Raw genomic sequence first — 25739 nt, 5'->3', positions numbered from 1 at the left:
TGTGGCGAGCGGGCTTGTTGTGGCGAGCGGGCTTGTCCCGCGTTGGGCTGCGCAGCAGCCCCAAAAGCTATCTGCGCGGAGTATCGGATACACCGCATTCGTCCTTCTTTGGGGGCGCTACGCGCCCAACGCGGGACAAGCCCGCTCGCCACAGGTTACCGGTTGCTCTTTCTAGCGCTTAACTGACTGGCATTGGGGCAAGCCCCCTCTCGCAATTTGAAGCTCATTGGTTTGAGGTCGTGCTCAGAACAAATCGATCGGCGCCGCCTCATCCGCCGGCAACGGGCTGCCCGGCGCGACGCCGTTGCCCAGCTCGTTGACCGACGGCGGTGTGTCTTCGCTTTTGAACAGCTCGAAGTACGCATTCGGCGTGCTTGGCGATGCCGCACGGCCGCTGACCGGGTCGATCCGCAGGCTAAGAATGCCTTCCGGTTCCGGCTGGGTGTGCAGCGGCTTGTCCTTCAAGGCGGCACCCATGTAGCTCATCCAGATCGGCAGCGCGACGGTACCGCCAAACTCGCGGCGGCCCAGGCTCTCCGGCTGGTCGTAACCGGTCCATACAGTGGTCACGTAGTCGGCGTTATAGCCGGAGAACCAGGCGTCCTTGGAGTCGTTGGTGGTGCCGGTCTTGCCCGCGATATCCGCACGGCCCAGGGCCAGTGCGCGACGGCCGGTGCCCTTCTTGATCACATCTTCCAGGATGCTGTTGAGGATATAGGTGGTACGCCCATCCACTACGCGTTCGGCGACGGCGGGCGCCTGTGGCTCGGTCGGCGCAGGGGTGTTTGCGGCGGGCGCTGTCCCTGGGGTCGGCTCGATGGTGATACCGCCGTGGCTCGGTGCCGCGAGGCCATCGGTGGCGGCCACGCCGTTGACGACGTCGCCCGGCACGCGTGGCGGGTTGGCGGTGAACAGGGTGTCGCCGTTACGGCTTTCGACCTTGTCGATCAGGTACGGGGTGATCTTGTAGCCGCCGTTGGCAAACGTACTCCAGCCGGTGGCGATTTCCATGGGCGTAAGCGTCGCGGTGCCCAGGGCCAGGGACAGGTTTGGCGGCAGGTCTGATTTGTTGAAGCCAAAGCGCGTGATGTAGTCGATGGTCTTGCCGACGCCCATTGCTTGCAGCAGACGGATCGACACCAGGTTGCGCGACTTGTACAACGCCTCACGCACGCGAATCGGGCCGAGGAAGGTGTTGGTGTCGTTCTTGGGGCGCCAGACTTTGTCCAGGTACTCGTCGACGAACACGATCGGTGCATCGTTGACCAGGCTGGCGGCGGTATAGCCGTTATCCAGCGCTGCGCTGTAGATAAATGGCTTGAAGCTCGAACCTGGCTGGCGCTTGGCCTGGGTGGCGCGGTTGTAGTTGCTTTGCTCGAAGGCGAAACCACCGACCAGGGCTCGGATTGCACCGTTCTGCGGGTCCAGGGATACCAGGGCGCCTTGGGCTACCGGTACCTGGCTGAATTTGAGGCTGTCATCCTTCTGGCGCTGCACGCGGATCAAGTCACCCACCTGTGCCACGTCGGACGGCTGCTTGGGCATCGGGCCCATGCTGTTGGTATTCAGGAAAGGACGCGCCCATTTCATGCTGTCCCACGCCACATGCGCTTCGCCGGTGCGGGTCAGCACCTGCACGCCATCTTTCTTCACCTGGATGACAATGGCTGGCTCCAGGCCGCTGATCGAGCGCTGTTTGCCCAGCTCGGTGGTCCAGGCGCTCAAGGTCTTGCCGGGCAGGCGTGACTCGGGGCCGCGATAGCCATGACGTTGGTCATAGGTGATCAGACCTTCGTGCAGCGAGTGGTTGGCGATTTCCTGCAAGTTGCTTGGTACGGTCGTGGTTACGCGGAAACCTTCGGTGTAGGCCTCGCTGCCATAACGCCCGACCATCTCGGCGCGAGCCATTTCGGCGATATACGGTGCATTCACTTCCGGCGTCGGCACGTGATAGCTGGCGTTCAGTGGCTCGGCCACGGCGCTTTCGTAAGCGGCCTGGTCGATCTTGCCCAGCTTGTACATGCGCCCCAGGATCCAGTCGCGACGCTCTTTACTGCGCGCCGGGTTGGCCAGCGGGTTGAAGCGCGACGGCGCCTTGGGCAGGCCGGCGATCATCGCCATCTGTGCCAGGCTGGCGTCACGGATCGACTTGCCATAGTAGACCTGGGAAGCCGCTTCGATCCCATAGGCACGGTTGCCCAGGTAGATCTTGTTGACGTACAGCTCAAGGATTTCGTCCTTGGTCAGCTGGCGCTCGATCTGCAGGGCCAACAGGATTTCGGTGGCTTTACGCGAAAAGCTGCGTTCGCTGGTGAGGAAGAAATTCTTCGCCACCTGCATGGTGATGGTGCTGCCGCCGGATTGAATGTGTCCGCTTTTCACCAGTTGCGTGGCCGCACGGACCAGGCTGCTGGGGTCGACGCCATAGTGGTTGGCGAAGTTGTCGTCTTCTGCCGACAACAATGCGTTGATGAAATTGGGGGGAATGTCGGCGAAACGGATCGGGGTGCGGCGCATTTCGCCGAACTCCGCGATCAGCTTTTCATCGCTGCTGTAGACCCGTAGAGGAATCTGCAACTGGATACTTCTGAGGGCCTCTACGGAGGGTAAACCCGGACTAAGGTAGAGGTAGGCCCCGCTGAGTACGAGCAGGAGCCCGCAGACGATCGCGACAATGGAGTACCCGAAAAACTTCAGCAGACGAATCAAGGCTTTTGGATTTCCAGAGAAAAGAATGAGTTACGCGTCGGGGCATGCATGTCAAACGATGGATCGACCCGGGCAGCAGATAAAAAGCGGGAAAAAACGCTGGGCATTAAAGCATTTTTCGGCTCTGGGCGTCATTCACGCGGCTCAAACAAGCCGACCGAATGCAGGAGGCCCAGCAGTAATTACGCGGTATGACAGGCAAAGTTTTGGGGAGTTTTATGAGAAAGGGATTTTTCAGGCCAAAAGTCGAGCCCGTGCTGGGCGTCGACATCAACGACAACGGGATCAAGCTGATAGAACTGGGCCGTTCAACCGGTGGCTTCAGCATCCAGGGTTATGCCGCAAAGGCATTGCCGGCCCATGCGGTGGTCGATGGCACGTTACTGGACCTTGAAGGCGTCGGGCAGGCGCTGCGCCAGGCACTATTGCCGTTACACACCTCAGCCAGGCGCGCCGCCGTGGCAGTGGCGGGCCCTTCGGTCATCACGCGGGTGATCGAAATGGAGGCGGGGCTCAGCGACGAAGCAATGGCTTGGAAAATCCAGATGGAGGCCGACCAGTACATTCCTTATCCATTGGATGACGTGGCCATCGATTTTCAGGTCCAGGGCCCGTCGGCCCGAGGTCGAGACTGGGTGCAGGTACAGTTGGCGGCATGCCTGCGCGAGCAGGTCGAGGCGCGAGAGGCCGTCTTGGCCCTGGCCGGGCTGGTGGCAACGGTGGTGGACGTCGAAGCGTTTGCATTGGCGCGCGCTTGCCGTCAGGATTTTGCCAGCTTCACGCCGGGTCATCGAGTCGATGGCGCACAATGGGCCGTGGATGGCCAAGGGATGGGGGTGGCTTGCGGGTTGGCCCTAAGGAGTTTCGCTGGATGACACGAATCAATCTTTTGCCTTGGCGCCAGGCGCTGGCGGAGCGGCGGCGTAAATTTTTCCTGATGCTGTTGCTGGCGTTTATCTGTCTGGCGATTGCTGCCGTGTGGCTGGCTAACCAGGTCATCGACCAAGCCATAGACCGGCAGGTGACCCGCAATGATCGCCTGGGTAAGGCCGTCGCGGCCCAGGACTCGCGTATCAAGACCATCGACGACTTGCAGGAGCGAAGCCAGCAATTGGCGCAACGCATGAAGGTGGTGCAGGACCTGCACGATGGCCGCTCTTCCGGTGCCCAGTTGCTTGATCAACTGGCCCGCGCAATGCCCGAGGGTGTTCACCTGCATGAGGTCGTGGCGAACGGCGAAACGGTCAGGGTCAGCGGCACGGCCGAATCCAACCAGGATATTGCCCAGTTGATGCGTCAGCTGGAAGCGTCGCAGGGCGGTCACGCGACTCGGCTGCAGCGTGTGCGCGCCGAGGGTGAACACGGCGATCATGAGTTTCAACTGATGGTGCGCCAGGGGGAATCCACCGAGGCGCAGCCATGAGCCTGCCCAGGCTCGACTTTTCCACGCTCTCCCATAACGCCGCAAAATGGCCCTTGCCTGGCAAGGTCCTGTTCGGCTGCGCGCTGGCCGGTCTGGTGCTGCTGGTGGGGGAAGTGGCCTACCTGGGCCCATCGCGAGAACGATTACACGCGTTTGAGTTGCGGGAATTGACGCTGCAACAGCAGCTTGCGGAAAAAGCCGGCTTGGCCACCAGCCTTGAGGCGCGTACCCAGCACATCAGGGCGATGGAGGAAACGGTGGCGCAGCTTGTCGCCCAGCTACCTGGTGAGCCCGAAGTGCCGGCCCTGCTTGAAGATGTCTCGCGGCTGGCGGTTGCCAATGGTGTGTTGGTCGAGGCCATCACGCTGTTGGATGAAGAGCCTCGGCCGTTCTACATCGAGCAGCCCCTGCAGATAGGCGCTACCGGGGCCTACCACGACCTGGCGATGTTCGTCAGTGCCATTGGCGGGTTAACGCGGATCGTCACCGTGCACGATGTTGCGCTTCGCCCGGAGGGCACGTTGCTGCGCCTCGATTTGCTGGCCAAGACCTACCGGAACACCTCGCAAGGCGGCAAGGCGCGCCAGGCAGTCGACCTGGCCCCGCGCTTCGTCTACGACCCCTCGTCCCTGCGCGACCCTTTCAACCTGCCGGTTTTGCAGGTGGGCCACATGCCCGGCCGGCCCGCCCTTGCGCCGGATCCCAGCCGGCCACGGGGGGTATTGGAGGGCGTGGCGATCGATCGGTTTGTAATGGTCGGCACGCTGTCTCGTGGCGTGCAGAGCTTCGCCTTGGTGCGCGCGGGATCAACGGTGCATCGGCTGGCGGTCGGTGACTACCTGGGGCCGGATCATGGCCAGGTCACAGCCATTGAAGACGGCCATATCGAGCTGGTGGAGCTGTTCCCAGACGGGCAGGGCGCCTGGCTGGAGCGCCCGCGAACCCTGGTGTTAAACGTCAACTCATAACGGAATCAAACAATGAAAAGGACTTTCTCGTCCTTCGGTGTGGCGCTATGGATAGCGTTCACGGCACCGATGGCTGCTGCTGTGCCCAATCGTGTCGATCTGATCCAACTGCCACCTCCGGGCAGCGTGTCATCGGTCGGCTACACGGGCGACACGTTGAACCTCAATTTCCAGAACATCGATCTGCGCACGGTATTGCAGCAAATTGCCGATATTGCCGGCCTCAACCTGGTAGCCAGCGACGAGGTGCAAGGCTCAATCACCTTGCGGCTCAAGGACGTGCCCTGGGATCAGGCGCTGGATCTGGTGTTGCAAACCAAGGGGCTGGACAAGCGGGTGAAGGCCGGCGTGTTGCTGGTGGCACCTGCGGATGAATTGGCCGCTCGCGAGTTGCTGGCGCTGGAGTCACGCAAGCAGATGGCCGAGCTGGCGCCGTTGCGTCGAGAGTTGCTGCAGGTCAATTACGCCAAGGCCGCGGACCTGGCCAAGCTGTTTCAGTCGGTGACGGGGGTTGAGGGCACGACCGATGAGCGGGGCTCCGTGGCGGTGGACGACCGCACCAACAACATCATCGCCTACCAGACCGGGGAGCGGCTCGAGGAGCTGCGGCGGATCGTGGCGCAACTGGATATTCCGGTACGGCAGGTGATGATCGAGGCGCGGATTGTCGAGGCCAATGTCGACTACGACAAAAGCCTGGGTGTGCGCTGGGGCGGAAGGCTCAACCGTGGCAACTTTGGGGCTGGAGGTATCAACAAGCCGTTGCCGGACGGCGCTGAACCCCCGGAAAACCCACCCAGCTCGCCGTTTGTCGACCTGGGGGCGGTCACCGGTAACGCTGGGCTGGGCATCGCCTATATCACTGACAACCTGCTGTTGGACCTGGAACTGACTGCCATGGAAAAAACCGGCAACGGCGAAATCGTCTCACAGCCCAAGGTTGTCACGTCCGACAAGGAAACCGCACGCATCCTCAAGGGCACTGAGATTCCCTACCAGGAATCCACTTCCCAGGGCGCGACCTCGGTGTCGTTCAAGGAGGCTTCGCTCTCATTGGAGGTGACACCGCAAATCACCCCGGACGACCATGTGATCATGGAGGTCAAGGTCACCAAGGATGAACCTGACTACTTGAACAAACTCAACGATGTGCCGCCGATCAAGAAAAACGAAGTGAATGCCAATGTCTTGGTCAAGGATGGTGAGACCATTGTCATCGGTGGGGTTTTCTCCAATACCCAAAGCAAAGTGGTAGATAAAGTGCCATTTTTGGGCGATGTGCCGTATCTTGGCCGCCTTTTCCGGCGCGATGTGCTGGCGGAGAAAAAATCCGAGCTGCTGGTATTCCTGACTCCGCGTATTATGAATAACCAGGCGATTGCTGTGAGTCGTTGATTCTGTGCGAAATTTGATTCTTGTAGGACCGATGGGGGCTGGAAAAAGCACCATCGGCCGTTTGCTGGCCAAAGAGCTGCGCCTGCCATTCAAAGACTCCGATAAGGAAATTGAATTGCGCACGGGTGCCAATATCCCATGGATCTTCGATAAGGAAGGTGAGTTGGGCTTTCGCGACCGCGAGCAGGCAATGATCGCCGAGCTGTGCGGCTGCGATGGCGTGGTATTGGCCACCGGCGGCGGCGCCGTGATGCGTGATGAGAACCGCCGGGCGTTGCATGCCGGTGGGCGTGTGGTCTATTTGCATGCGTCGGTCGAGCAGCAAGTGGGCCGTACCGCCCGGGATCGCAATCGCCCGTTGTTGCGCACCGCCGACCCGGCAAAAACGTTGCGGGATCTGTTGGCGCTGCGCGATCCGCTGTATCGGGAAATCGCTGATCTGGTGGTGGAAACCGATGAGCGGCCGCCTCGGATGGTCGTGCTCGACATCCTTGAGCGCCTGCAACGGTTGCCACCCCGTTAAAGCCAGGCCCGAAATGCGTTATTCTCGGCGGCGCGCCATTGCCCTCCAGGGTGTGGCGTAGAGCCATCAGGCAGCGTCTGATCTCGACGTTACCGGTCGTTAATACATCTTCAACGCGGGGACACATGCAGACACTTAAGGTCGATCTAGGCGAGCGCAGTTACCCGATCCATATCGGTGAAGGTCTACTGGACCAGCCCGAGTTGCTTGCCCCGCACATCGCCGGGCGGCAGGTGGCGATCATCTCCAATGAAACGGTCGCGCCGCTGTATCTTGAGCGTTTGAGCCGCAGCCTTGCGGCGTACTCGGTGATCTCCGTGGTATTGCCTGACGGCGAAGCCCACAAGAATTGGGAAACCCTGCAACTGATCTTTGATGGCCTGCTGAGCGCACGCCATGACCGTCGAACCACCGTGATTGCCCTGGGCGGCGGTGTGATTGGCGACATGGCCGGTTTTGCGGCCGCCTGCTACCAGCGCGGTGTGGACTTTATCCAGGTGCCGACTACCCTGTTGTCCCAGGTCGATTCGTCGGTGGGCGGCAAGACCGGCATCAACCATCCGCTGGGCAAAAACATGGTCGGTGCGTTCTACCAGCCCCAAGCCGTATTGATCGACACTGCCACCCTCAACACCTTGCCGCCGCGTGAGCTGTCGGCGGGCCTGGCGGAAGTCATCAAGTACGGGCTGATCTGCGACGAGCCTTTCCTGGCCTGGCTGGAAGAGCACGTCGATGCCTTGCGCGCCCTCGACCAGGTGGCGTTGACCGAAGCGATTTCCCGCTCTTGCGCGGCCAAGGCGCTGGTGGTCAATGCCGACGAACGGGAGTCCGGCGTACGGGCTACCCTGAACCTGGGGCACACCTTCGGCCATGCGATCGAAACGCACATGGGCTATGGTGTCTGGTTGCATGGGGAAGCTGTAGCGGCTGGCACAGTGATGGCATTGGAGATGTCGCAACGCCTGGGCTGGATCAGCGCTCAGGAGCGCGACCGTGGTATCCGCCTGTTCCAGCGCGCCGGTCTGCCGGTTGTTCCGCCTTCGGAGATGACCGAGGCGGATTTCCTCGAACATATGGCAATAGACAAGAAAGTGATCGACGGTCGACTGCGACTGGTGCTGTTGCGCCACATGGGCGAAGCGGTAGTGACCGACGATTATCCGAAAGAGATTTTACAGGCCACGCTGGGAGCGGATTACCGCGCCCTGGCCCAGCTTAAAGGTTAATAAGATCCCGATGACTAGTTTGCATGCCGACGAGGCGTTCCTCGGCCATTACCAGTTAAGCCACGACCCCTTCGCTCCGCGGGTGCCTGGCTTCAAATTTTTCCCGGCCCAGCGCAAACCAGTGCTGGGGCAGTTGCACCACCTGGCGCGTTACAGCCAGTTGCTGCTGGTCGTCACGGGCCCGTTGGGCAGTGGCAAGACTCTGCTGCGCCAGGCGCTGGTCGCCAGCACCAACAAGCAATCGGTGCAGAGCGTGGTGGTGTCGGCCCGTGGTGCCGGTGATGCGGCGGGTGTGCTGCGCCAAGTGGCACAGGCGCTGGATGTGTCCACCGCCGAGCCGAATGCGATCCTCAAGCAAGTGGTGCAACTGGGCCTGACCGGCCAGGAAGTCTACCTGTTGGTAGACGATGCCGAGCAGCTCGACGAATCTGCCCTGGAAGCGCTGTTGGCGCTGGCGGCGGGCACGCCGGAAGGGCGCCCGCATGTATTCCTGTTTGGTGAGTCGTCGTTAATCGCCGATCTGGAGCAGATCAGCGGCGAACAGGAGCTGTTCCACGTTATCGAACTGCAACCCTACGAAGAAGAAGAAACCCGCGAATACCTGGCCCAACGCCTCGAAGGCGCAGGGGCCGGTATCGAACTTTTCTCCGCTTCGCAGATCTCTGATATTCACGAAAGCTCCGACGGCTGGCCTGGCACCATCAACCAGGTCGCCCGGGATGCCATGATCGAAGCCATGATTGCCAGCCGCTCTGCGGTTAAGCGTCCAAAGATGGGGTTCACTATGCCTAAGAAGCACGTATTGGCTATTTCTGCCGTTGTCGTGGTCGCTGTCGCCGCCGCCTGGTTGATTCCAGGCCGTAGCAAGGCACCCGCCACCGCCGGAGCGCCAACCGAACAGGCGCAGTTGCCACTGGGCAAGCCCACGCCAAACGTCGAATTCGCCAACTCAGGCCAACCGACCAACCTGCCGATGGTCGGCCAGCCTGTGATGCGCGGCCCACTCGCCGAAGCAGCCGGTGGCATCTCCGAAGGCGACGACGGCGTTCCGGTGGAAGGTTCCAGCGCCACACCACCGACCGTGACCACTACCGCGCCACCTGCGGGCGTGCCAGCCGGTCCGGCCGCCACGCCAGTTGCCAAGCCTACACCGGCGCCGACCGTTGCCACCGCCAAGCCTGCACCCGTTGCCAAGCCTGTCGCGCCTGCACCTGTTGCCAAACCGGCACCGGCTGCCAAGCCTGTCGAAAAACCTGCCGTGGTTGCCAAAGCGGCTGCCCCTGCTGCCGGCAGCAGCTGGTACACCAGCCAGCCGGCTGGCCATTTCGTAGTGCAGATCCTCGGCACCAGCTCCGAAGCCAACGCCCAGGCGTTCGTGAAAGAGCAGGGCGGCGAGTACCGTTATTTCAAGAAAGTGCTCAACGGCAAGCCTCTCTACGTGATCACTTACGGCAGCTTCCCAAGCCGCGCCGCAGCCGATACCGCTATCAAAGCCTTGCCAGCGAAGGTTCAGGCTGGTAAACCTTGGCCTCGCACTGTTGCCAGCGTTCAACAAGAACTGGCAGCAACTCGCTGAAGATTCGGCGGCCTTACCCAGGCCGCCTCTCCCGGCACCTCAAAAAATCCGCAAGTGCGTGCAGTCTCTAGAGGCCGCGCGCTTTGTGGTGTCTGCGCTCGTCGCTTTGAGTCGTAGCGGTCCGAACTAAAAAAGTTTTGACTAGCACAGCATATCGCTTTAAACCTTTCATAAATGCGACATAGATTTGCGACATTTCGTCGCTAAATTTGTGAGCGTTCGTGTCGGTGTGTACAATGACCTCCCTTTTGCCCCCGCTAAGCCGGCGTACGTTCGGCGTGGAAGGTAACCGGTTGAATTGAAAAGAAATTTGCCTCGATATAAGAGGCAGCCTGGTGAGAAAGTGTCTATGAAAGCAGGTCTGTACCAACCCGATGAATTCAAGGATAACTGCGGTTTCGGCCTGATAGCCCATATGCAGGGCGAGCCCAGTCATACCCTTTTGCAAACGGCCATCGAGGCCCTGACCTGCATGACCCACCGCGGTGGGATCAACGCCGACGGCAAGACCGGTGACGGTTGTGGCTTGCTGATTCAAAAGCCCGACCAGTTCCTGCGCGCTGTCGCCAAAGAGCATTTCGCGGCCGACCTGCCCAAGCAATACGCCGTGGGCATGGTGTTTTTCAACCAAGACCCGGTAAAAGCCGAAGCCGCCCGCGAAAACATGAACCGCGAAATCCTCGCGGCGGGCCTTACGCTCATCGGCTGGCGCAAAGTGCCAATCGACACCAGCGTGCTCGGCCGCCTGGCCTTGGAGCGCCTGCCGCAGATCGAACAAGTGTTCATCGCTGGCGATGGTCTGAGCGACCAGGACATGGCGATCAAGCTGTTCACGTCCCGTCGTCGCTCGTCGGTGGCGAACGCCGCTGACACTGACCACTACATCTGCAGCTTTTCCCACAAAACCATCATTTATAAAGGCCTGATGATGCCGGCGGACTTGACCGCCTTCTATCCAGACCTGAGTGATGAGCGCCTGCAAACCGCCATCTGCGTGTTCCACCAGCGCTTCTCCACCAACACTCTGCCGAAATGGCCGCTGGCCCAGCCATTCCGCTTTCTCGCCCACAACGGCGAGATCAACACCATCACCGGCAACCGCAACTGGGCCGTGGCCCGTCGCACCAAGTTCGCCAACGACCTGATGGACCTGGAAGAGCTCGGCCCGCTGGTCAACCGCGTGGGTTCCGACTCCTCCAGCATGGACAACATGCTCGAACTGATGGTCACCGGTGGTATCGACCTGTTCCGTGGCGTGCGCATGATCATTCCGCCTGCGTGGCAGAACGTCGAAACCATGGACCCGGACCTGCGTGCGTTCTACGAGTACAACTCGATGCACATGGAACCGTGGGATGGCCCGGCCGGCGTGGTAATGACCGATGGCCGCTACGCGGTATGCCTGCTCGACCGTAATGGTCTGCGCCCGGCGCGCTGGGTCACCACCACCAACGGTTTCATCACCCTGGCGTCGGAAATCGGCGTGTGGGACTACAAGCCGGAAGACGTGATCGCCAAAGGCCGTGTAGGTCCTGGCCAGATCCTGGCCGTGGACACCGAAACCGGGCAGATCCTCGACACCGACGCCATCGACAACCGCCTGAAGTCCCGTCACCCATACAAGCAATGGCTGCGCAAGAATGCCCTGCGCATCCAGGCGACCATGGAAGACAATGACCACGGTTCGGCTTTCTATGACGTCGACCAGCTCAAGCAATACATGAAGATGTACCAGGTCACGTTCGAAGAGCGCGACCAAGTGCTGCGTCCGCTGGGTGAGCAAGGCTACGAGGCCGTCGGCTCCATGGGCGACGACACGCCAATGGCTGTGTTGTCCCAGCGCGTGCGTACGCCGTACGACTATTTCCGCCAGCAGTTCGCCCAGGTGACCAACCCGCCGATCGACCCGCTGCGCGAAGCCATCGTGATGTCCCTGGAAGTGTGTCTCGGTGCCGAGCGCAACATCTTCCAGGAGTCGCCTGAGCACGCGTCTCGTGTGATCCTCAGTTCGCCGGTGGTGTCTCCGGCCAAATGGCGTTCGTTGATGACCCTGGATCGCCCAGGCTTCGACCGCCAGATCATCGACCTGAACTACGACGAGAGCCTTGGCCTTGAAGCCGCTGTGCGTAACGTCGCCGACCAGGCCGAAGAAGCGGTACGCGCCGGTCGTACCCAGATCGTGTTGACCGACCGCCATATTGCGCCCGGCAAGCTGCCGATCCATGCGTCGCTGGCCACCGGTGCGGTGCACCATCGCCTGACCGAAAAGGGCCTGCGCTGCGACTCCAACATCCTCGTCGAAACCGCTACCGCCCGTGACCCGCATCACTTTGCGGTGCTGATCGGTTTCGGCGCGTCGGCGGTGTATCCGTTCCTCGCGTACGAAGTGCTGGGTGACCTGATCCGTACCGGTGAAGTGCTGGGCGACCTCTACGAGGTGTTCAAGAACTACCGTAAAGGCATCACCAAGGGCCTGCTGAAAATCCTGTCGAAGATGGGCATCTCCACTGTCACCTCCTACCGTGGTGCGCAGTTGTTCGAAGCCATTGGCCTGTCGGAAGAAGTCTGCGAGATGAGCTTCCGTGGCGTGCCGAGCCGCATCAAGGGCGCGCGTTTCGTCGACATCGAAGCCGAACAGAAAGCCCTGGCGGCCGAAGCCTGGAGCGCGCGCAAGCCGATCCAGCAAGGTGGCCTGCTCAAGTTCGTGCACGGTGGTGAATACCATGCGTACAACCCGGACGTGGTCAGCACCCTGCAAGCCGCTGTGCAGCAGGGCGACTACGCCAAGTTCAAGGAATACACGAGCCTGGTGGATAACCGCCCGGTATCGATGATCCGCGACCTGTTCAAGGTCAAGACCCTGGATGCGCCGCTGGCCATCAGCGAGATCGAGCCGCTGGAGTCGATCCTCAAGCGCTTCGACTCTGCCGGTATTTCCCTGGGCGCCTTGTCGCCCGAGGCTCACGAAGCCCTCGCCGAAGCCATGAACCGCCTGGGTGCGCGTTCCAACTCCGGCGAAGGCGGCGAAGACCCGGCGCGCTACGGCACCATCAAGAGCTCGAAAATCAAACAGGTCGCCACTGGTCGTTTCGGTGTGACTCCGGAATACCTGGTCAACGCCGAAGTGCTGCAGATCAAGGTCGCCCAGGGCGCCAAGCCAGGTGAGGGCGGGCAACTGCCAGGCGGCAAGGTCAATGGCCTGATCGCCAAGCTGCGTTATGCGGTGCCGGGCGTGACCTTGATTTCGCCACCGCCGCACCACGACATCTACTCCATCGAGGATTTGTCGCAGCTGATTTTCGACCTGAAACAAGTCAACCCACAGGCCCTGGTCTCGGTGAAACTGGTTGCAGAAGCCGGCGTGGGCACCATCGCCGCCGGCGTGGCCAAGGCTTATGCCGACCTGATCACCATCTCCGGCTACGACGGCGGTACTGGCGCATCGCCGCTGACCTCCATCAAGTACGCTGGTGCACCGTGGGAACTGGGCTTGGCGGAAACCCACCAGACCCTGCGCGGCAACGACCTGCGCGGCAAAGTGCGGGTACAAACCGACGGCGGCCTGAAAACCGGCCTCGACGTGATCAAGGCTGCGATCCTCGGTGCCGAAAGCTTCGGCTTCGGTACAGCGCCGATGATTGCCCTGGGCTGCAAATACCTGCGCATCTGCCACCTGAACAACTGCGCCACCGGCGTGGCGACCCAGAACGAGAAGCTGCGCAAAGACCACTACATCGGCACCGTCGACATGGTGGTGAACTTCTTCACCTACGTCGCCGAAGAGACCCGTGAGTGGCTGGCCAAGCTGGGCGTGCGTTCGCTGCAAGAGTTGATCGGCCGTACCGATCTGCTCGAAGTCCTCGAAGGCCAGACCGCCAAGCAACAGCATCTGGACCTGACGCCGTTGTTGGGCAGCGATCACATCCCGGCAGACAAGCCCCAATTCTGCCAGGTGGACCGCAACCCGCCGTTCGATAAAGGCCTGTTGGCCGAGAAGATGGTCGAGCTGGCCAGTTCCTCGATCAATGACGCCAGCGGTGGCGAATTCGCCCTGGATATCTGCAACTGCGACCGTTCCATCGGCGCACGCATCTCCGGCGAAATCGCACGCAAGCACGGCAACCAAGGCATGGCGAAAGCGCCGATCACCTTCCGCTTCAAGGGCACGGCGGGCCAGAGCTTCGGCGTGTGGAACGCTGGCGGCCTGCACATGTACCTGGAAGGCGACGCCAACGACTACGTGGGCAAGGGCATGACCGGTGGCAAGCTGGTGATCGTTCCGCCTAAAGGCAGCATCTACAAGACTCAGGACAGTGCCATCATCGGCAACACCTGCTTGTACGGTGCCACCGGTGGCAAGCTGTTCGCTGCCGGTACTGCCGGTGAGCGTTTCGCCGTGCGTAACTCCGGTGCCCACACCGTGGTGGAAGGCACTGGCGATCACTGCTGCGAGTACATGACCGGTGGCTTTGTCGCGGTACTGGGCAAGACCGGTTACAACTTCGGTTCGGGCATGACCGGCGGTTTCGCCTACGTGCTCGACCAGGACAACACCTTCGTCGACAAGGTCAACCACGAGTTGGTCGAGATCCAGCGGATCAGCGGCGAAGCCATGGAATCCTACCGGAACCACTTGCAGCACGTGCTGGACGAGTACGTCGAGGAGACCGGCAGCGAATGGGGCCGTAACCTCGCCGAGAACCTCGATGATTACCTGCGTCGTTTCTGGCTGGTCAAGCCCAAGGCTGCCAACCTGAAATCGTTGCTTTCCAGCATCCGTGCCAACCCGCAGTGATATGCGCCTGAAGAGTTTGATGAGGTTTTAACATGGCTGAACGTCTGAATAACGACTTCCAGTTCATCGATGTCGGGCGCAAAGATCCGAAGAAGAAACTGTTGCGTCAACGCAAGAAAGAGTTCGTGGAAATCTACGAGCCCTTCAAACCCCAGCACTCGGCCGACCAGGCCCACCGCTGCCTGGGTTGCGGTAACCCGTACTGCGAATGGAAGTGCCCGGTGCACAACTTCATTCCCAACTGGCTCAAGTTGGTGGCCGAGGGCAACATCCTCGCTGCCGCCGAGCTGTCGCACCAGACCAACACCCTGCCGGAAGTCTGCGGCCGGGTTTGTCCCCAAGACCGTCTGTGCGAGGGTGCGTGCACCCTCAACGACGGCTTTGGCGCGGTGACCATCGGTTCGGTGGAGAAGTACATCACCGACACCGCGTTCGCCATGGGCTGGCGCCCGGACATGTCCAAGGTCAAGCCGACCGGCAAGCGCGTTGCGATCATCGGCGCGGGCCCGGCGGGCCTGGGGTGTGCCGACGTGCTGGTGCGTGGTGGCGTGACGCCGGTGGTGTTCGACAAGAACCCGGAAATCGGCGGCCTGCTGACCTTCGGCATCCCCGAGTTCAAGCTGGAAAAAACCGTGCTGAGCCACCGTCGTGAAGTGTTCACCGGCATGGGCATCGAGTTCCGCCTGAACACCGAGATCGGCAAAGACGTGAGCATGGAACAACTGCTCGCTGAATACGATGCGGTGTTCATGGGCATGGGCACCTACACCTACATGAAGGGCGGCTTTGCCGGTGAGGACCTGCCGGGCGTCTACGACGCTTTGGACTTCCTGATTGCCAACGTCAACCGCAACCTGGGCTTTGAAAAGTCGCCGGAAGATTTCGTCGACATGAAAGGCAAGAAGGTCGTGGTGCTCGGCGGTGGCGACACCGCGATGGACTGTAACCGCACGTCGATCCGTCAGGGTGCCAAGTCGGTGACCTGTGCTTATCGCCGTGACGAAGCCAACATGCCCGGCTCGCGTAAAGAGGTAAAGAACGCCAAGGAAGAAGGCGTGAAATTCCTCTACAACCGCCAGCCGATCGCCATCGTCGGTGAAGACCGTGTCGAAGGCGTGAAGGTGGTCGAGACTCGTCTTGGCGAGCCGGACGCCCGTGGCCGTCGCAGCCCCGAGCCGATCCCGGGTTCCGAAGAGATCATCCCGGCTGACGCCGTGGTCATCGCCTTCGGTTTCCGCCCGAGCCCGGCGCCGTGGTTTGAGCAGTTCGAGATCCAGACCGACAGCCAGGGCCGCGTTGTGGCCCCGGAACAAGGCCAGTACAAGCACCAGACCAGCAACCCGAAAATCTTCGCCGGTGGCGATATGGTGCGCGGTTCTGACCTGGTGGTGACGGCGATCTTCGAAGGCCGCAACGCCGCCGAAGGGATCCTGGATTACCTGCAGGTCTGACTCCAGTCCCGAGTTGAAACGGGATCAAAATGTTTGCGCTGTGTTCAAGCGGCCGCGACAAATTGACCCGATAGACAAAAGGCACGGCTCATACCGTGCCTTTTGCGTCGCGCTCTGAGAAAATGCCCGCACTTTTTTTGCGGATGCCGACATGACTGCCCTCAAGAACGACCGTTTCCTTCGTGCCCTGCTCAAGCAACCCGTAGACGTCACGCCCGTGTGGATGATGCGTCAAGCCGGTCGCTACCTGCCGGAATACCGCGCCAGCCGCGCCACCGCCGGCGACTTCATGAGCCTGTGCATGAACCCGGAGTTCGCCTGCGAAGTCACCCTGCAACCGCTGGACCGTTACCCACAACTGGATGCGGCCATCCTCTTCTCCGATATCCTCACCATCCCTGACGCCATGGGCCAAGGCCTGTACTTCGAAACCGGCGAAGGCCCGCGTTTCAAGAAAGTCGTCAGCACCCTGGCCGACATCGAAGCCCTGCCGATTCCTGATCCGCACAAAGACCTCGGCTACGTGATGGACGCCGTCAGCACCATCCGCCGCGAGCTCAATGGCCGCGTGCCGCTGATTGGCTTCTCCGGCAGCCCATGGACCCTGGCCACCTACATGGTCGAGGGCGGTTCGTCGAAAGACTTCCGCAAGACCAAGGCCATGCTCTACGACAACCCGCAAGCCATGCACCTGCTGTTGGACAAGCTGGCGCAGTCGGTGACCTCTTATCTCAACGGCCAGATCATGGCCGGTGCGCAGGCGGTGCAGATCTTCGACACCTGGGGCGGCAACCTGTCGGCGGCGGCGTACCAGGAGTTCTCCCTGGCTTACATGCGCAAGATCATCAGCGGCCTGATCCGCGAACACGAAGGCCGCAAGGTGCCGGTGATCATGTTCACCAAAGGCGGTGGCTTGTGGTTGGAAAGCATCGCTGATGCGGGCGCCGATGCATTGGGGCTGGACTGGACCTGCGACCTCGGTGAAGCGCGCCGTCGCGTCGGCAACCAGGTCGCGCTGCAAGGCAACATGGACCCGACCGTGCTGTACGCCAAGCCAGAAGCGATCCGCACCGAAGTCGGGCGCATCCTGGCCAGCTATGGCAAGGGTACCGGGCATGTGTTCAACCTTGGCCATGGCATCACGCCGGAAGTGAATCCGGAACATGCGGGTGCGTTCCTACGCGCAGTCCACGAACTCTCGGCGCAATACCACGAATAAAGCACAGAGCAAAAATGTGGGAGGGAGCAAGCCCCCTCCCACATTAAAAGCCAGAAACCTTCAGACCTGTCCCAACGGCGGCAACTTCGCCAGCTTCAACGCCACCAGCAACGCGCCGATCAGTAGCGCGATAATGAATCCGCCAATCCCGTTCCACCCGGCAACGTGCCAGAAGAGCCCACCCGCCGTACCGGCAATGCTTGACCCCACGTAATAGCAGAACAGATACAGCGACGACGCCTGGCCTTTGGCTTTGACCGCGCGGCGGCCGATCCAACTGCTGGCCACCGAGTGGGCACCGAAGAAGCCGAAGGTAAAGATCAGCATGCCCGGCACTACCAGCCACAATGGCGTGAACAGCGTCAGGACCATCCCCGAAAGCATCAACACGATGGTGCCCCACAGCACGCGGCGGCGGCCGAGGCGGTCGGCCAGGGAGCCGATCTTGGCCGAGCTGTAGATGCCCGAGAGGTACACCAGCGACAGCAGGCCGACCACGGCCTGGCTCAGTTCGTAGGGCGAGGCCAACAGGCGATAGCCGATGTAGTTGAACATCGTCACGAAGGCGCCCATCAGCAGGAATGCTTCGAGGAATAGCCACGGCAGGCCGGCGTCCTTGAAGTGCATTACAAAGCCATCCAGCAGGCTGCGCGGCTTGAGGCTGCTGGCGCGGAAGTTGCGCGATTCGGGAAGGATTCTCCAGAACACCGTGGCCGCGACCAGCGCCAGCCCTCCCATGATCAGCATTGCGGTGTGCCAGCTGACAAAGTCGATCAACACGCCGATGATCAGACGCCCGCTCATGCCGCCAATCGCGTTGCCGCCGATGTATAGGCCCATGGCCAGGCCGATGTGTTGCGGGTGGATCTCTTCACTCAGGTAGGTCATGGCGACGGCGGCCAGCCCGCTCAAGGACAGGCCTACCAGCGCGCGCATCAGCAGAATGCCTTCCCAGGTCGGCATCAGGCCGCTGGCGATGGTGGCCAGTGCCGCACAGAACAACGCCGCGACCATCACCGGTTTGCGCCCGAGAGTGTCGGAAATCGGCCCGGTGATCAGCAGGCCCAGGGCAAGCATTGCCGTTGCTACAGAGAGAATCAGGCTGCTTTGCGCCGCATTGATGGAAAATTCGTGGGACAACGCCGGCATCATCGGCTGCACGCAATACAGCAGGGCAAAGGTGGCAAACCCGCCGCAGAACAGCGCCAGCACCGTGCGCATGAACATCGGCGTGCCTTTCTCGATGTACTCGTCATTGAGCTGCGCCACGATTTGATCGAGGGCAGAGCGAGGCGCTTCTTGGGCAAGTGGAGCAACAGCAGGATTCACGGGGACCTCGGGGAGGAAAGACGGCCAGGGCTGGCACTGCAAAAAAGCATATAGCTGCCTAATGATTCTTTCCAATATATTGTTCGACCTGTTTGATAGGTTTAGCGACCGAATGAGGTGTGCATGGAGTTACGTCATCTGCGGTACTTCATCGCCGTCGCCGAAGAACTGCATTTTGGCCGTGCCGCACAGGTGCTGGGCATTTCGCAGCCGCCGTTGAGCCAGCAGATTCAGGCGCTGGAGCAGGAGGTGGGCGCAGTTGGGTGAGCTGGGCGAGTTGAAGATCGGCTTCACCTCTTCTGCGCCGTTCAACTCCAGCATTCCCCAGATCGGGTTGGTGGCGGCGGGGCTAGGCGTGTCAGTGTTGCCAGCGTCTTACCAACGCATCCGGATCGATGGCGTGGTCTATCGCACCTTGCTCGACCCGGAGGCGGTGACGGCGGTGTGGCTGGTGCAGCGCAAGGGCGTGCAAACGCCGATGGCGAAGGCGTTTGTGGAGTTGTTGGTGGCGAGCGGGCTTGCCCCGCGTTGGGCTGCGCAGCAGCCCCAGTAGGGCACCGCGTTTTTCCCCAGGCAGATTACGACGTCGGTTTTCAGGGCCGCTTCGCGGCCCAACGCAGGGCAAGCCCGCTCGCCACAATTTAGGGGACGATCAAGTTACTGCATGCGCAACCCGGCCATGATGTCCCGATCCAGCATGCTCACCCAACGGTTGTAGTTGCGATGGATCTTGCCGTCCTTGTAGCCCAGGTCGCGGCTGTCACGGTAGGTGATGGCGTAGCTGTTGCGGGTGTAGCGGATGTCGATGGCCGCATAGAACTGATTGCGCACGGTGATCTCGGCTTGCACCAACTGCGGGCTGAGGCGTTGCACGGTCCATTCGCGCTTTTGCAGGGCGGCGACGATTACCTGTTTGATCTGCTCTTCGCTGACCTGGGTCGTGGCCGGCAAGTCGTGCTGAGTGTTGAGTACCGGTTTATTGGTGCAACCGGCGGTGCTCAGCAGGGCCAGGGTGATCAGCGTAGCGCGTAGCAAGGAAGACATTCCGTTTTCTCCAATCGGTTAAAAAGTCAGGTCCAGCGGCGGAAGATCAGCGACGTGTTGACGCCGCCAAAGGCAAAGTTGTTGTTCATCACGTAGTCGTGATGCATTTCGCGGAACCCACCTTGCAGGTAATCCAGCTCGCCGCATTGCGGGTCGACGGCGTCCAGGTTGAAGGTGTGCACGTACTGGTCGCGGTTCATCATCTCGATGCTGAACCAGGACTCCAGTGCCCCGCATGCGCCCAGGGTGTGGCCCAGGAAACTCTTCTGCGAACTGATGGGCATGCGGCTGCCGAACAGGCTGCTGGTAGCCAGCGTTTCGGCGATATCGCCCTGGTCGGTGGCCGTGCCGTGGCCGTTGACGTAGCCGATGGCAGAGGGCTCAAGCCCGGCATCTTCCAGGGCCAGCTCCATGGCGCGGCGCATGGTTTTCTGTTCCGGGCGCGTGGTGTGCTGGCCGTCGGCGTTGCTGCCGAAACCGACGATCTCGGCGTGGATATGCGCACCGCGTGCCAGTGCATGTTCCAGCTCTTCGAGCACCAGCATGCCGCCGCCTTCACCGATCACCAGGCCATCGCGGCCGCTGTCGTAAGGGCGAGGGCTGGTCTGCGGCGCATCGTTCTTCAGGCTGGTCGCGTACAGCGCGTCAAACACCATCGCCTCGGTCGGGCACAGCTCTTCGGCGCCGCCGGCCAGCATCAACGGCAGGCGTCCGAACTTGATCGCCTCGTAGGCATACCCAATGCCCTGGCTGCCGCTGGTGCAGGCGCTGGAGGTCGGGATCAAGCGTCCGGTGAGGCCAAAGAAAATACTGATGTTCGCCGCCGTGGTGTGGGGCATCATCCGTACGTAGGAGTTGGCGTTGAGCCCTTCGGCCACTGAGTTCAACAGCATATTGCCGAACGCCTTGATCTCATCGGTGCTGCCAGTGGATGAGCCACAGGCGACGCCCATGCGCCCGTCCTTGATCGACTCATCGCCGAGCAAGCCGGCATCCTGCAACGCCTGCTCCGCGGCCCACACCGCCAGGCGCGAAACACGGCCCATGCTGCGCAGTTGCTTGCGCGTCCAATGGGCGGGCACGACGAAGTCGTCGATCGGCCCGGCCAGGCGCGTGTTCAGTTCGGTAAACCGGTCCCACTCGTCCATGCGCCGAATGCCACTACGGTTAGCGCGAAAGTTGGCTGCGATAGTGTCCCAGTCGCTGCCCAGGGAGGTCATGCCGGCCATGCCGGTGACGACGACACGCTTCATCAGCACAGGCCCCCATTCACGGCCAAGACCTGGCGTGTGATGTAGCCGGCCTCGGCCGACATCAGGAAGTTCACGGCGCCCGCCACTTCTTCCGGCGTGCCCATGCGCTGGGCCGGGATCATTTTCATCAACTCTTCCACGGGTACGTTTTCATCCAGCATCGCGGTGTCGATCAAGCCAGGCGCTACGCAGTTGACGGTGATCTTGCGCTTGCCCAGTTCGATGGCCAGAGCCTTGGCCGCGCCGATCAGACCGGCCTTGGAGGCGCTGTAGTTGACCTGGCCGCGATTGCCGATCAGGCCCGAAACCGAGGTGATACACACGATACGCCCGGCCGCGCGACGACGAATCATCGGCATCATCACTGGGTGCAGCACGTTGTAGAAACCATCCAGGTTGGTGCGCAATACCACGTCCCAATCGTCTTCCGACAGGGCCGGGAAGGCGCCGTCACGGGTCAGCCCAGCGTTGAGTACGACGCCGTAGTAGGCGCCATGTTGCTCCACGTCAGCTTCCAGAATGGCCTTGCAGGCGGCACGGTCCGCGACATCGAATTGCAGCACCCGCGCCTGACGCCCCAGGGCTTGGATCTCGGCCTGCACCGCGTCCGCTTCAGCGCGGCCACTGCGGCAATGCAGCACGATGTCATGGCCGGCCTGGGCCAGGCGCAGGGCAATGGCACGGCCGATGCCACGGCTGGAGCCGGTGACCAGTACGGATTCAGTCATGACGTTGTGTCCTTCGATTCATCTAAATAGTTGGCCGCCTGGGGCGGTCGAAATACGTTCAAGCGGGCGCTGGCCTGGATACCGTCGCCGGTGAGGTGGCATTCGAACACACCCATGCCGTTGTCGTCTTCCAGGGAGCGCAGGCCGTGGATATTCAACTCGACACCTGCCGGGAAGTGCTCCACGTTGCACTCGAATTTACGGGTGCCGAGCAAGAAGCCCAGTGCCACCGGCTGGCCTTGCTGGCGCGCGCGGCAACCGGCATAGGCCGCGACGCTTTGCGCCATCAACTCGATGCCGACCCACGCCGGCAAGCTGCCGTCAGGGCGGTTGAACAGGCCACCGGGCTTGACGGTGACGCGGGTGCGGACCTGCTCCTCATCGAACGACAACACCTGGTCGATCAGGATCATGTCGCCCGCATGGGGCAGCAGTTCGGCGAGTGGCCAATCGATCATGGGGCCTCTCCGAGAATCAGGCTGACGTTATTGCCGCCGAAGGCAAACGAGTTGCTCATCAGGTAGCGTTTTCTCAAGGTGTCGCCAGTGCGCGCCCACTGCAAAGGGGGCAGCGCGGGGTCCGCGTGGCCGTCCCACACATGGGGTGGCACACGGTCGTGGGCCAGGCTTAGCCAGCAGAACGCCGCTTCCAAGGCGCCGGCAGCACCGAGGGTGTGGCCGCTCATGGGTTTGGTCGACGAACACGCCACGCCACTGGGAAACAGGCTGGCGACCGCAAGGCTTTCCATGGCGTCGTTGTGCTGGGTGGCGGTGCCGTGCAGGTTCAGATAACCGATCTGCTCGGGCGCCAAGCCGGCGCTGGCCAGGGCCTTGCGCATCGCTTGCAAGGCGCCTTTGCCGGTGGGTTCGGGCGCAGAGATATGGTGTGCGTCGCAGCTGGCGCCGCTGCCCAGCAAGGCAACCGGCGCCGGCGCGTTAGTCATCAAGAACAGTACCGCCGCTTCGCCGATATTGATGCCGTCGCGGTTCACCGAAAACGGATTGCAGCGCTCACTGGAGACGGCTTCCAGCGAGGTAAAGCCATTAAGCGTCAGCTTGCACAAGCTGTCCACGCCACCGCAGACCACCGCGTCGCACACGCCCAGGTCGAGCAGGCGCTGGGCGCTCATCAATGCGCGGGCGCTGGACGTACAGGCGGTGGAAATCACATAGGCCGGGCCACTCACTTGCAGCCAGTCGGCGAGGAAATTCGCCGGGGCGCTGAGTTCCTGTTGCTGGTAGTCGTAGCCGTCGGGGAACTGCTGGTCGCGCAGATATTGGGCAATACCGCGACTGGCTTCGTCGATGCCCGAGGTACTCGTGCCGAGCACAATGCCGACCCGTGCGGCGCCATAGGTCTGGATGGCCTGGCGCAGGTCGTCTTCGATCTGCAAGGCCGCTTCGAGCAGCAACTGGTTATTGCGGCTGCTCTGCCGACCCAGTTCCACCGGCAGGCGCGCCAGCTCGCCGTGCACGCCCGCTACCGGCAGCACGCGTTCGGGCACCCAACCGCTTTCGGCGCGCATACCGGTGCAGTCGCCGGCGAACAAGCTGCGGCTGACGTCGGCCTGGCCCCGCCCGAGGGCGCAAATGACGCCCAGGGCATTGAGGTAAGCCGTCATCGGCCGATACCCAGCGGGCTGATGCGATAACTCAAGGCTTGCCCCGTCATGTTCACGCGGAAGACTTCTGAGGACTGATACACGATCTGCCAATGGCCCGGCAGCGTGCGCGTGAGGTCCATCGCCTGGGCACTCGGGTAAAGCGCGCGCACGTCATCCGCCGAGGTCAGGGCAAACAGCAGCGCGGCAAACAGCTCGCGCGCCTGGGGGTTAGGCGGCAGCAAGCCGTCGGCCTGCCATGCACCGTCGACCAGTTTTTGCCGAGCCTGGGGAATGCCCAGCAGGTCCATCATCGACCAGCGAATGGCGCGGCCTTCGCGCTGGATCACCAGCAGCCAGTCCTGGCTCTGGCCGTCCGCCAGGCGCTGTACATGCAGTTGCATCGGCAGGACGAGGGCCGGGGTTTTCTCCGGCAAGGGGGGCTGGCTGGCGCAGGCGCTCAGCAGCAGCAGGCAACTGATCAGTAATAGGCGGATCATGTGTCGGTGCTCGCCAGAGGTTTACGTGCCACGCAATTGACCAGGGTTTCCTCGCGCTGGCCCACCGGCGGCGCCTTGCGCAGGCCCCAGCGTTCCAGCAAGCCGAAGTCGCTGGAACGGCTCCACCACAAATACGGATACGAGACGTTCTGCGGGCCGAACTCAAAGCCCTGCTCGCTCAGCATCTCCAGGTATTGGTCAGCGCTTTTCTGCACGTGCATCGGGTGGCGGAACAGCCAGCGAATCACCCAGGTGTCGATATAGGCTTCGGTGGATTCGGCAAACAGCAAGTAGCCGCCAGGCTTGAGCACTCGGTAAAACTCCGTGAGCGCACGGTGCTGTTCGACCAGATGGTGAAAGGTCTGGTGGCAGAACAGGATATCGACGCTGGCGTCCGGCACGTCAAGGGTGGCGCAGTCGCTGCCGATCAACTCGACGGCCAGGCCCTGGCGCTCGGCTTCTTCGCGGCTCAGCGCCAAACTGTGCGGGTCGGCATCCAGGCCGATCAAGCGTGAGGGCGCGAACGCCTGTTGCAGCAGCTTGAAGGACTTGCCCTGGCCGCAACCGGCGTCCAGCAACACCGGTGCCTGCGGCAATGGCGCAGTGAACAGGCCGCGCAGGTCGTTGATTGCCACGCGCAACACGTGGTGCTGCCAGGTGTGGCTGCGCAGGAACCAGAAGCCGAATCGGGTTTCTTCGACGTAGTTTTTACTGAGGTATTGGCTAGTCATGCCGTTTCACTCGCACAAATTTCCGACAACATCCGCAACCGTCGCTTGGGCTCGCTGACAAAGGGGTTGCGTTCATCCCAGGCGTAGCCGGCGAGGATCGCGCTGATCATCCGGCGAATCTCCGGCGAGCTGCCAGGGTGGAAAATCACATCCTGGAACGTGCCCGCGTACCAGCCTTCGACGTAGCAGCGGAAGGTGTCGACACCGCGCTTCAAGGGGTCGGCAAACTCGGCTTGCCAATCCACGGTCTCGCCCTTGAGCTGGCGATGCAGCACGCCGGCCGCCATGCTCGCCGAACGCATGGCGATGGTCACGCCCGATGAAAATACCGGGTCGAGGAATTCCGCCGCGTTGCCCAGCAACGCAAAACCCGGGCCGTGCAGGGTTTTGACGTTGGCCGAATAACCGCCGATGGTGCGTGCGGGCGTATCCCACACGGCGTTTTTCAGCACGCCGGACAGGCTTGGGGTTTCGTCGATGAAACCGCGCAGGCAGGCATCGAGGTCGCTGTCGCGTCCGTCGAAATGCGCCTTGGCCGCGACCACACCCACCGAGCAACGGCCGTTGCTGAACGGGATGGTCCAGAACCAGATATCGCGCTGGGTGGGATGGGTGGTCACCAGGATCTTGGTGCGGTCGAAGCCTGGGTGTTCGATGCGGTCTTCGACGTGGGTAAACACGGCCTGGCGCACCGGGAAGTTCGAGGGTGCCTCAAGGTCCAGCAGGCGCGGCAGCACACGGCCGTAGCCACTGGCGTCGAGCACGAACTTGGCCTTGAGGTGGTATTCGCTGCCATTCTCACGGCGCACGTGCAGGTAGCGACACTCACCGGAAAAATCCACGCCGATGACGGTTTCGCCGTAGCGGATGTCCACGCCTTGCTTGGCGGCCTGATCGGCGAGCAACTTGTCGAACTCACCGCGTTGCACCTGGAAGGTGGTCGGTTGGCCGTTGCTGAAGGTGTCGCTGAAATCAAACGCGCTGTAGCGCTCGCCCCAGGCGAACGCAGCACCTGTTTTTACCTGGAAACCGGCAGCCTGCACGGCGTCGAGCATGCCGGCTTCTTCGATAAAGTCGATGCAGTGCGACAGCAGGCTTTCGCCAATCGAGAAGCGTGGGAAATGCTGGCGCTCGATAATCAATACATCATGCCCTTTGCGCTTTAACAGCGCGGCCGCGATAGCACCGGAGGGCCCGGCACCGATCACCACCACCTGGCGACGTTCCATTTCAACTATGGGCACGAGGGCTCCTTGCCACATTGGCGAT

At 61.7% G+C, this 25739-nt stretch carries 20 protein-coding genes and 1 pseudogene; 11 read left to right on the top strand and 10 right to left on the bottom strand.

Going from position 1 to position 25739, the window contains the following annotated elements; all coding sequences use genetic code 11:
• Positions 1-243: 243 nt before the first annotated feature.
• Positions 244-2709: a penicillin-binding protein 1A gene (locus tag M5B43_RS18695; RefSeq protein ID WP_248751486.1), complete on the bottom strand. Its 2466-nt coding sequence runs from the start codon at positions 2707-2709 to the stop codon at positions 244-246.
• Positions 2710-2927: 218 nt separating this feature from the next.
• Here M5B43_RS18695 and pilM point away from each other — a divergent pair, with 218 nt between their 5' ends.
• From pilM to hemE, 10 genes are all read left to right on the top strand, one after another.
• Entirely contained in the window at positions 2928-3584 is a 657-nt protein-coding gene (gene pilM, locus M5B43_RS18690) for a type IV pilus assembly protein PilM (protein WP_248751485.1), read from the top strand.
• A complete protein-coding gene (locus M5B43_RS18685; protein WP_248751484.1) occupies positions 3581-4132 on the top strand; it encodes a PilN domain-containing protein in 552 nt (183 codons plus the stop codon). The genes pilM and M5B43_RS18685 overlap by 4 nt, the downstream gene beginning before the upstream one ends.
• Complete coding sequence (locus M5B43_RS18680) at positions 4129-5100, top strand: pilus assembly protein PilP (RefSeq protein ID WP_248751483.1); 972 nt, start codon at positions 4129-4131, stop codon at positions 5098-5100. Before M5B43_RS18685 ends, M5B43_RS18680 begins: the two co-directional genes overlap by 4 nt.
• Positions 5101-5169: 69 nt before the next feature.
• Positions 5170-6495: a type IV pilus secretin PilQ family protein gene (locus tag M5B43_RS18675; RefSeq protein WP_248751488.1), complete on the top strand. Its 1326-nt coding sequence runs from the start codon at positions 5170-5172 to the stop codon at positions 6493-6495.
• 4 nt (positions 6496-6499) lie between these two features.
• Positions 6500-7018 carry a shikimate kinase AroK gene (aroK, locus tag M5B43_RS18670; RefSeq protein ID WP_003187914.1) on the top strand — a complete coding sequence of 173 codons (519 nt, stop codon included), beginning with the start codon at positions 6500-6502 and terminating at the stop codon, positions 7016-7018.
• A gap of 125 nt (positions 7019-7143) precedes the next feature.
• Entirely contained in the window at positions 7144-8244 is a 1101-nt protein-coding gene (gene aroB, locus M5B43_RS18665; protein ID WP_248751482.1) for a 3-dehydroquinate synthase, read from the top strand.
• A gap of 10 nt (positions 8245-8254) precedes the next feature.
• Positions 8255-9820 (top strand): AAA family ATPase, encoded by a 1566-nt coding sequence (locus tag M5B43_RS18660; protein ID WP_248751481.1) that lies wholly within the window; start codon positions 8255-8257, stop codon positions 9818-9820.
• Between the two features lie 349 nt (positions 9821-10169).
• Positions 10170-14615 (top strand): glutamate synthase large subunit, encoded by a 4446-nt coding sequence (gene gltB / locus M5B43_RS18655; RefSeq protein WP_248751480.1) that lies wholly within the window; start codon positions 10170-10172, stop codon positions 14613-14615.
• 32 nt (positions 14616-14647) lie between these two features.
• Positions 14648-16066: an FAD-dependent oxidoreductase gene (locus tag M5B43_RS18650; protein ID WP_248751479.1), complete on the top strand. Its 1419-nt coding sequence runs from the start codon at positions 14648-14650 to the stop codon at positions 16064-16066.
• Positions 16067-16217: 151 nt separating this feature from the next.
• A complete protein-coding gene (hemE, locus tag M5B43_RS18645; RefSeq protein ID WP_248751478.1) occupies positions 16218-17285 on the top strand; it encodes a uroporphyrinogen decarboxylase in 1068 nt (355 codons plus the stop codon).
• 60 nt (positions 17286-17345) lie between these two features.
• On the opposite strand, the gene M5B43_RS18640 is transcribed toward hemE, so the two are convergent.
• The gene (locus tag M5B43_RS18640) at positions 17346-18614 is read right to left on the bottom strand and encodes an MFS transporter (protein WP_248751477.1); all 1269 of its coding nucleotides are present in this window, start codon (positions 18612-18614) and stop codon (positions 17346-17348) included.
• Between the two features lie 123 nt (positions 18615-18737).
• Between M5B43_RS18640 and M5B43_RS18635 the strand changes: the two are divergent.
• Positions 18738-19167: pseudogene (locus tag M5B43_RS18635) on the top strand (LysR family transcriptional regulator).
• A 104-nt stretch (positions 19168-19271) separates the two neighbouring features.
• On the opposite strand, the gene M5B43_RS18630 reads toward M5B43_RS18635, so the two are convergent.
• From M5B43_RS18630 to M5B43_RS18595, 8 genes are read right to left on the bottom strand one after another with little or no spacing between them, the layout of a single operon-like run.
• Positions 19272-19658 carry a hypothetical protein gene (locus M5B43_RS18630; protein WP_248751476.1) on the bottom strand — a complete coding sequence of 129 codons (387 nt, stop codon included), beginning with the start codon at positions 19656-19658 and terminating at the stop codon, positions 19272-19274.
• Between the two features lie 26 nt (positions 19659-19684).
• On the bottom strand, positions 19685-20911 hold the full coding sequence (locus M5B43_RS18625) for a beta-ketoacyl-ACP synthase (RefSeq protein WP_248751475.1): 1227 nt from the start codon (positions 20909-20911) through the stop codon (positions 19685-19687).
• Positions 20911-21639 carry a 3-oxoacyl-ACP reductase FabG gene (fabG, locus tag M5B43_RS18620; RefSeq protein WP_248751474.1) on the bottom strand — a complete coding sequence of 243 codons (729 nt, stop codon included), beginning with the start codon at positions 21637-21639 and terminating at the stop codon, positions 20911-20913. The genes M5B43_RS18625 and fabG overlap by 1 nt, the downstream gene beginning before the upstream one ends.
• Positions 21636-22097, bottom strand: coding sequence for a hotdog family protein (locus M5B43_RS18615; RefSeq protein ID WP_248751473.1), 462 nt, complete (start codon positions 22095-22097; stop codon positions 21636-21638). Before M5B43_RS18615 ends, fabG begins: the two co-directional genes overlap by 4 nt.
• Positions 22094-23260 carry a beta-ketoacyl-[acyl-carrier-protein] synthase family protein gene (locus M5B43_RS18610; RefSeq protein WP_248751472.1) on the bottom strand — a complete coding sequence of 389 codons (1167 nt, stop codon included), beginning with the start codon at positions 23258-23260 and terminating at the stop codon, positions 22094-22096. The genes M5B43_RS18615 and M5B43_RS18610 overlap by 4 nt, the downstream gene beginning before the upstream one ends.
• On the bottom strand, positions 23257-23739 hold the full coding sequence (locus tag M5B43_RS18605) for a hypothetical protein (RefSeq protein ID WP_248751471.1): 483 nt from the start codon (positions 23737-23739) through the stop codon (positions 23257-23259). The genes M5B43_RS18610 and M5B43_RS18605 overlap by 4 nt, the downstream gene beginning before the upstream one ends.
• Positions 23736-24470: a class I SAM-dependent methyltransferase gene (locus M5B43_RS18600; RefSeq protein ID WP_248751470.1), complete on the bottom strand. Its 735-nt coding sequence runs from the start codon at positions 24468-24470 to the stop codon at positions 23736-23738. Before M5B43_RS18600 ends, M5B43_RS18605 begins: the two co-directional genes overlap by 4 nt.
• Positions 24467-25714, bottom strand: a complete 1248-nt coding sequence (locus M5B43_RS18595) for an NAD(P)/FAD-dependent oxidoreductase (protein ID WP_248751469.1) — start codon at positions 25712-25714, stop codon at positions 24467-24469. Before M5B43_RS18595 ends, M5B43_RS18600 begins: the two co-directional genes overlap by 4 nt.
• Positions 25715-25739: the final 25 nt, after the last annotated feature.

This window comes from Pseudomonas sp. MWU15-20650, from assembly GCF_023242475.1.
GTDB lineage: Bacteria > Pseudomonadota > Gammaproteobacteria > Pseudomonadales > Pseudomonadaceae > Aquipseudomonas.
This window is presented reverse-complemented; position numbering and strand designations above follow the sequence as displayed.

Coding starts and splice junctions, on each gene's coding strand:
- pilM (WP_248751485.1), top strand. CDS start 2,928: ATGAGAAAGGGATTTTTCAGGCCAAAAGTCGAGCCCGTGCTGGGCGTC.
- M5B43_RS18685 (WP_248751484.1), top strand. CDS start 3,581: ATGACACGAATCAATCTTTTGCCTTGGCGCCAGGCGCTGGCGGAGCGG.
- M5B43_RS18680 (WP_248751483.1), top strand. CDS start 4,129: ATGAGCCTGCCCAGGCTCGACTTTTCCACGCTCTCCCATAACGCCGCA.
- M5B43_RS18675 (WP_248751488.1), top strand. CDS start 5,170: ATGGCTGCTGCTGTGCCCAATCGTGTCGATCTGATCCAACTGCCACCT.
- aroB (WP_248751482.1), top strand. CDS start 7,144: ATGCAGACACTTAAGGTCGATCTAGGCGAGCGCAGTTACCCGATCCAT.
- M5B43_RS18660 (WP_248751481.1), top strand. CDS start 8,255: ATGACTAGTTTGCATGCCGACGAGGCGTTCCTCGGCCATTACCAGTTA.
- gltB (WP_248751480.1), top strand. CDS start 10,170: ATGAAAGCAGGTCTGTACCAACCCGATGAATTCAAGGATAACTGCGGT.
- M5B43_RS18650 (WP_248751479.1), top strand. CDS start 14,648: ATGGCTGAACGTCTGAATAACGACTTCCAGTTCATCGATGTCGGGCGC.
- hemE (WP_248751478.1), top strand. CDS start 16,218: ATGACTGCCCTCAAGAACGACCGTTTCCTTCGTGCCCTGCTCAAGCAA.
- M5B43_RS18630 (WP_248751476.1), bottom strand. CDS start 19,658: ATGTCTTCCTTGCTACGCGCTACGCTGATCACCCTGGCCCTGCTGAGC.
- M5B43_RS18625 (WP_248751475.1), bottom strand. CDS start 20,911: ATGAAGCGTGTCGTCGTCACCGGCATGGCCGGCATGACCTCCCTGGGC.
- fabG (WP_248751474.1), bottom strand. CDS start 21,639: ATGACTGAATCCGTACTGGTCACCGGCTCCAGCCGTGGCATCGGCCGT.
- M5B43_RS18615 (WP_248751473.1), bottom strand. CDS start 22,097: ATGATCGATTGGCCACTCGCCGAACTGCTGCCCCATGCGGGCGACATG.
- M5B43_RS18610 (WP_248751472.1), bottom strand. CDS start 23,260: ATGACGGCTTACCTCAATGCCCTGGGCGTCATTTGCGCCCTCGGGCGG.
- M5B43_RS18605 (WP_248751471.1), bottom strand. CDS start 23,739: ATGATCCGCCTATTACTGATCAGTTGCCTGCTGCTGCTGAGCGCCTGC.
- M5B43_RS18600 (WP_248751470.1), bottom strand. CDS start 24,470: ATGACTAGCCAATACCTCAGTAAAAACTACGTCGAAGAAACCCGATTC.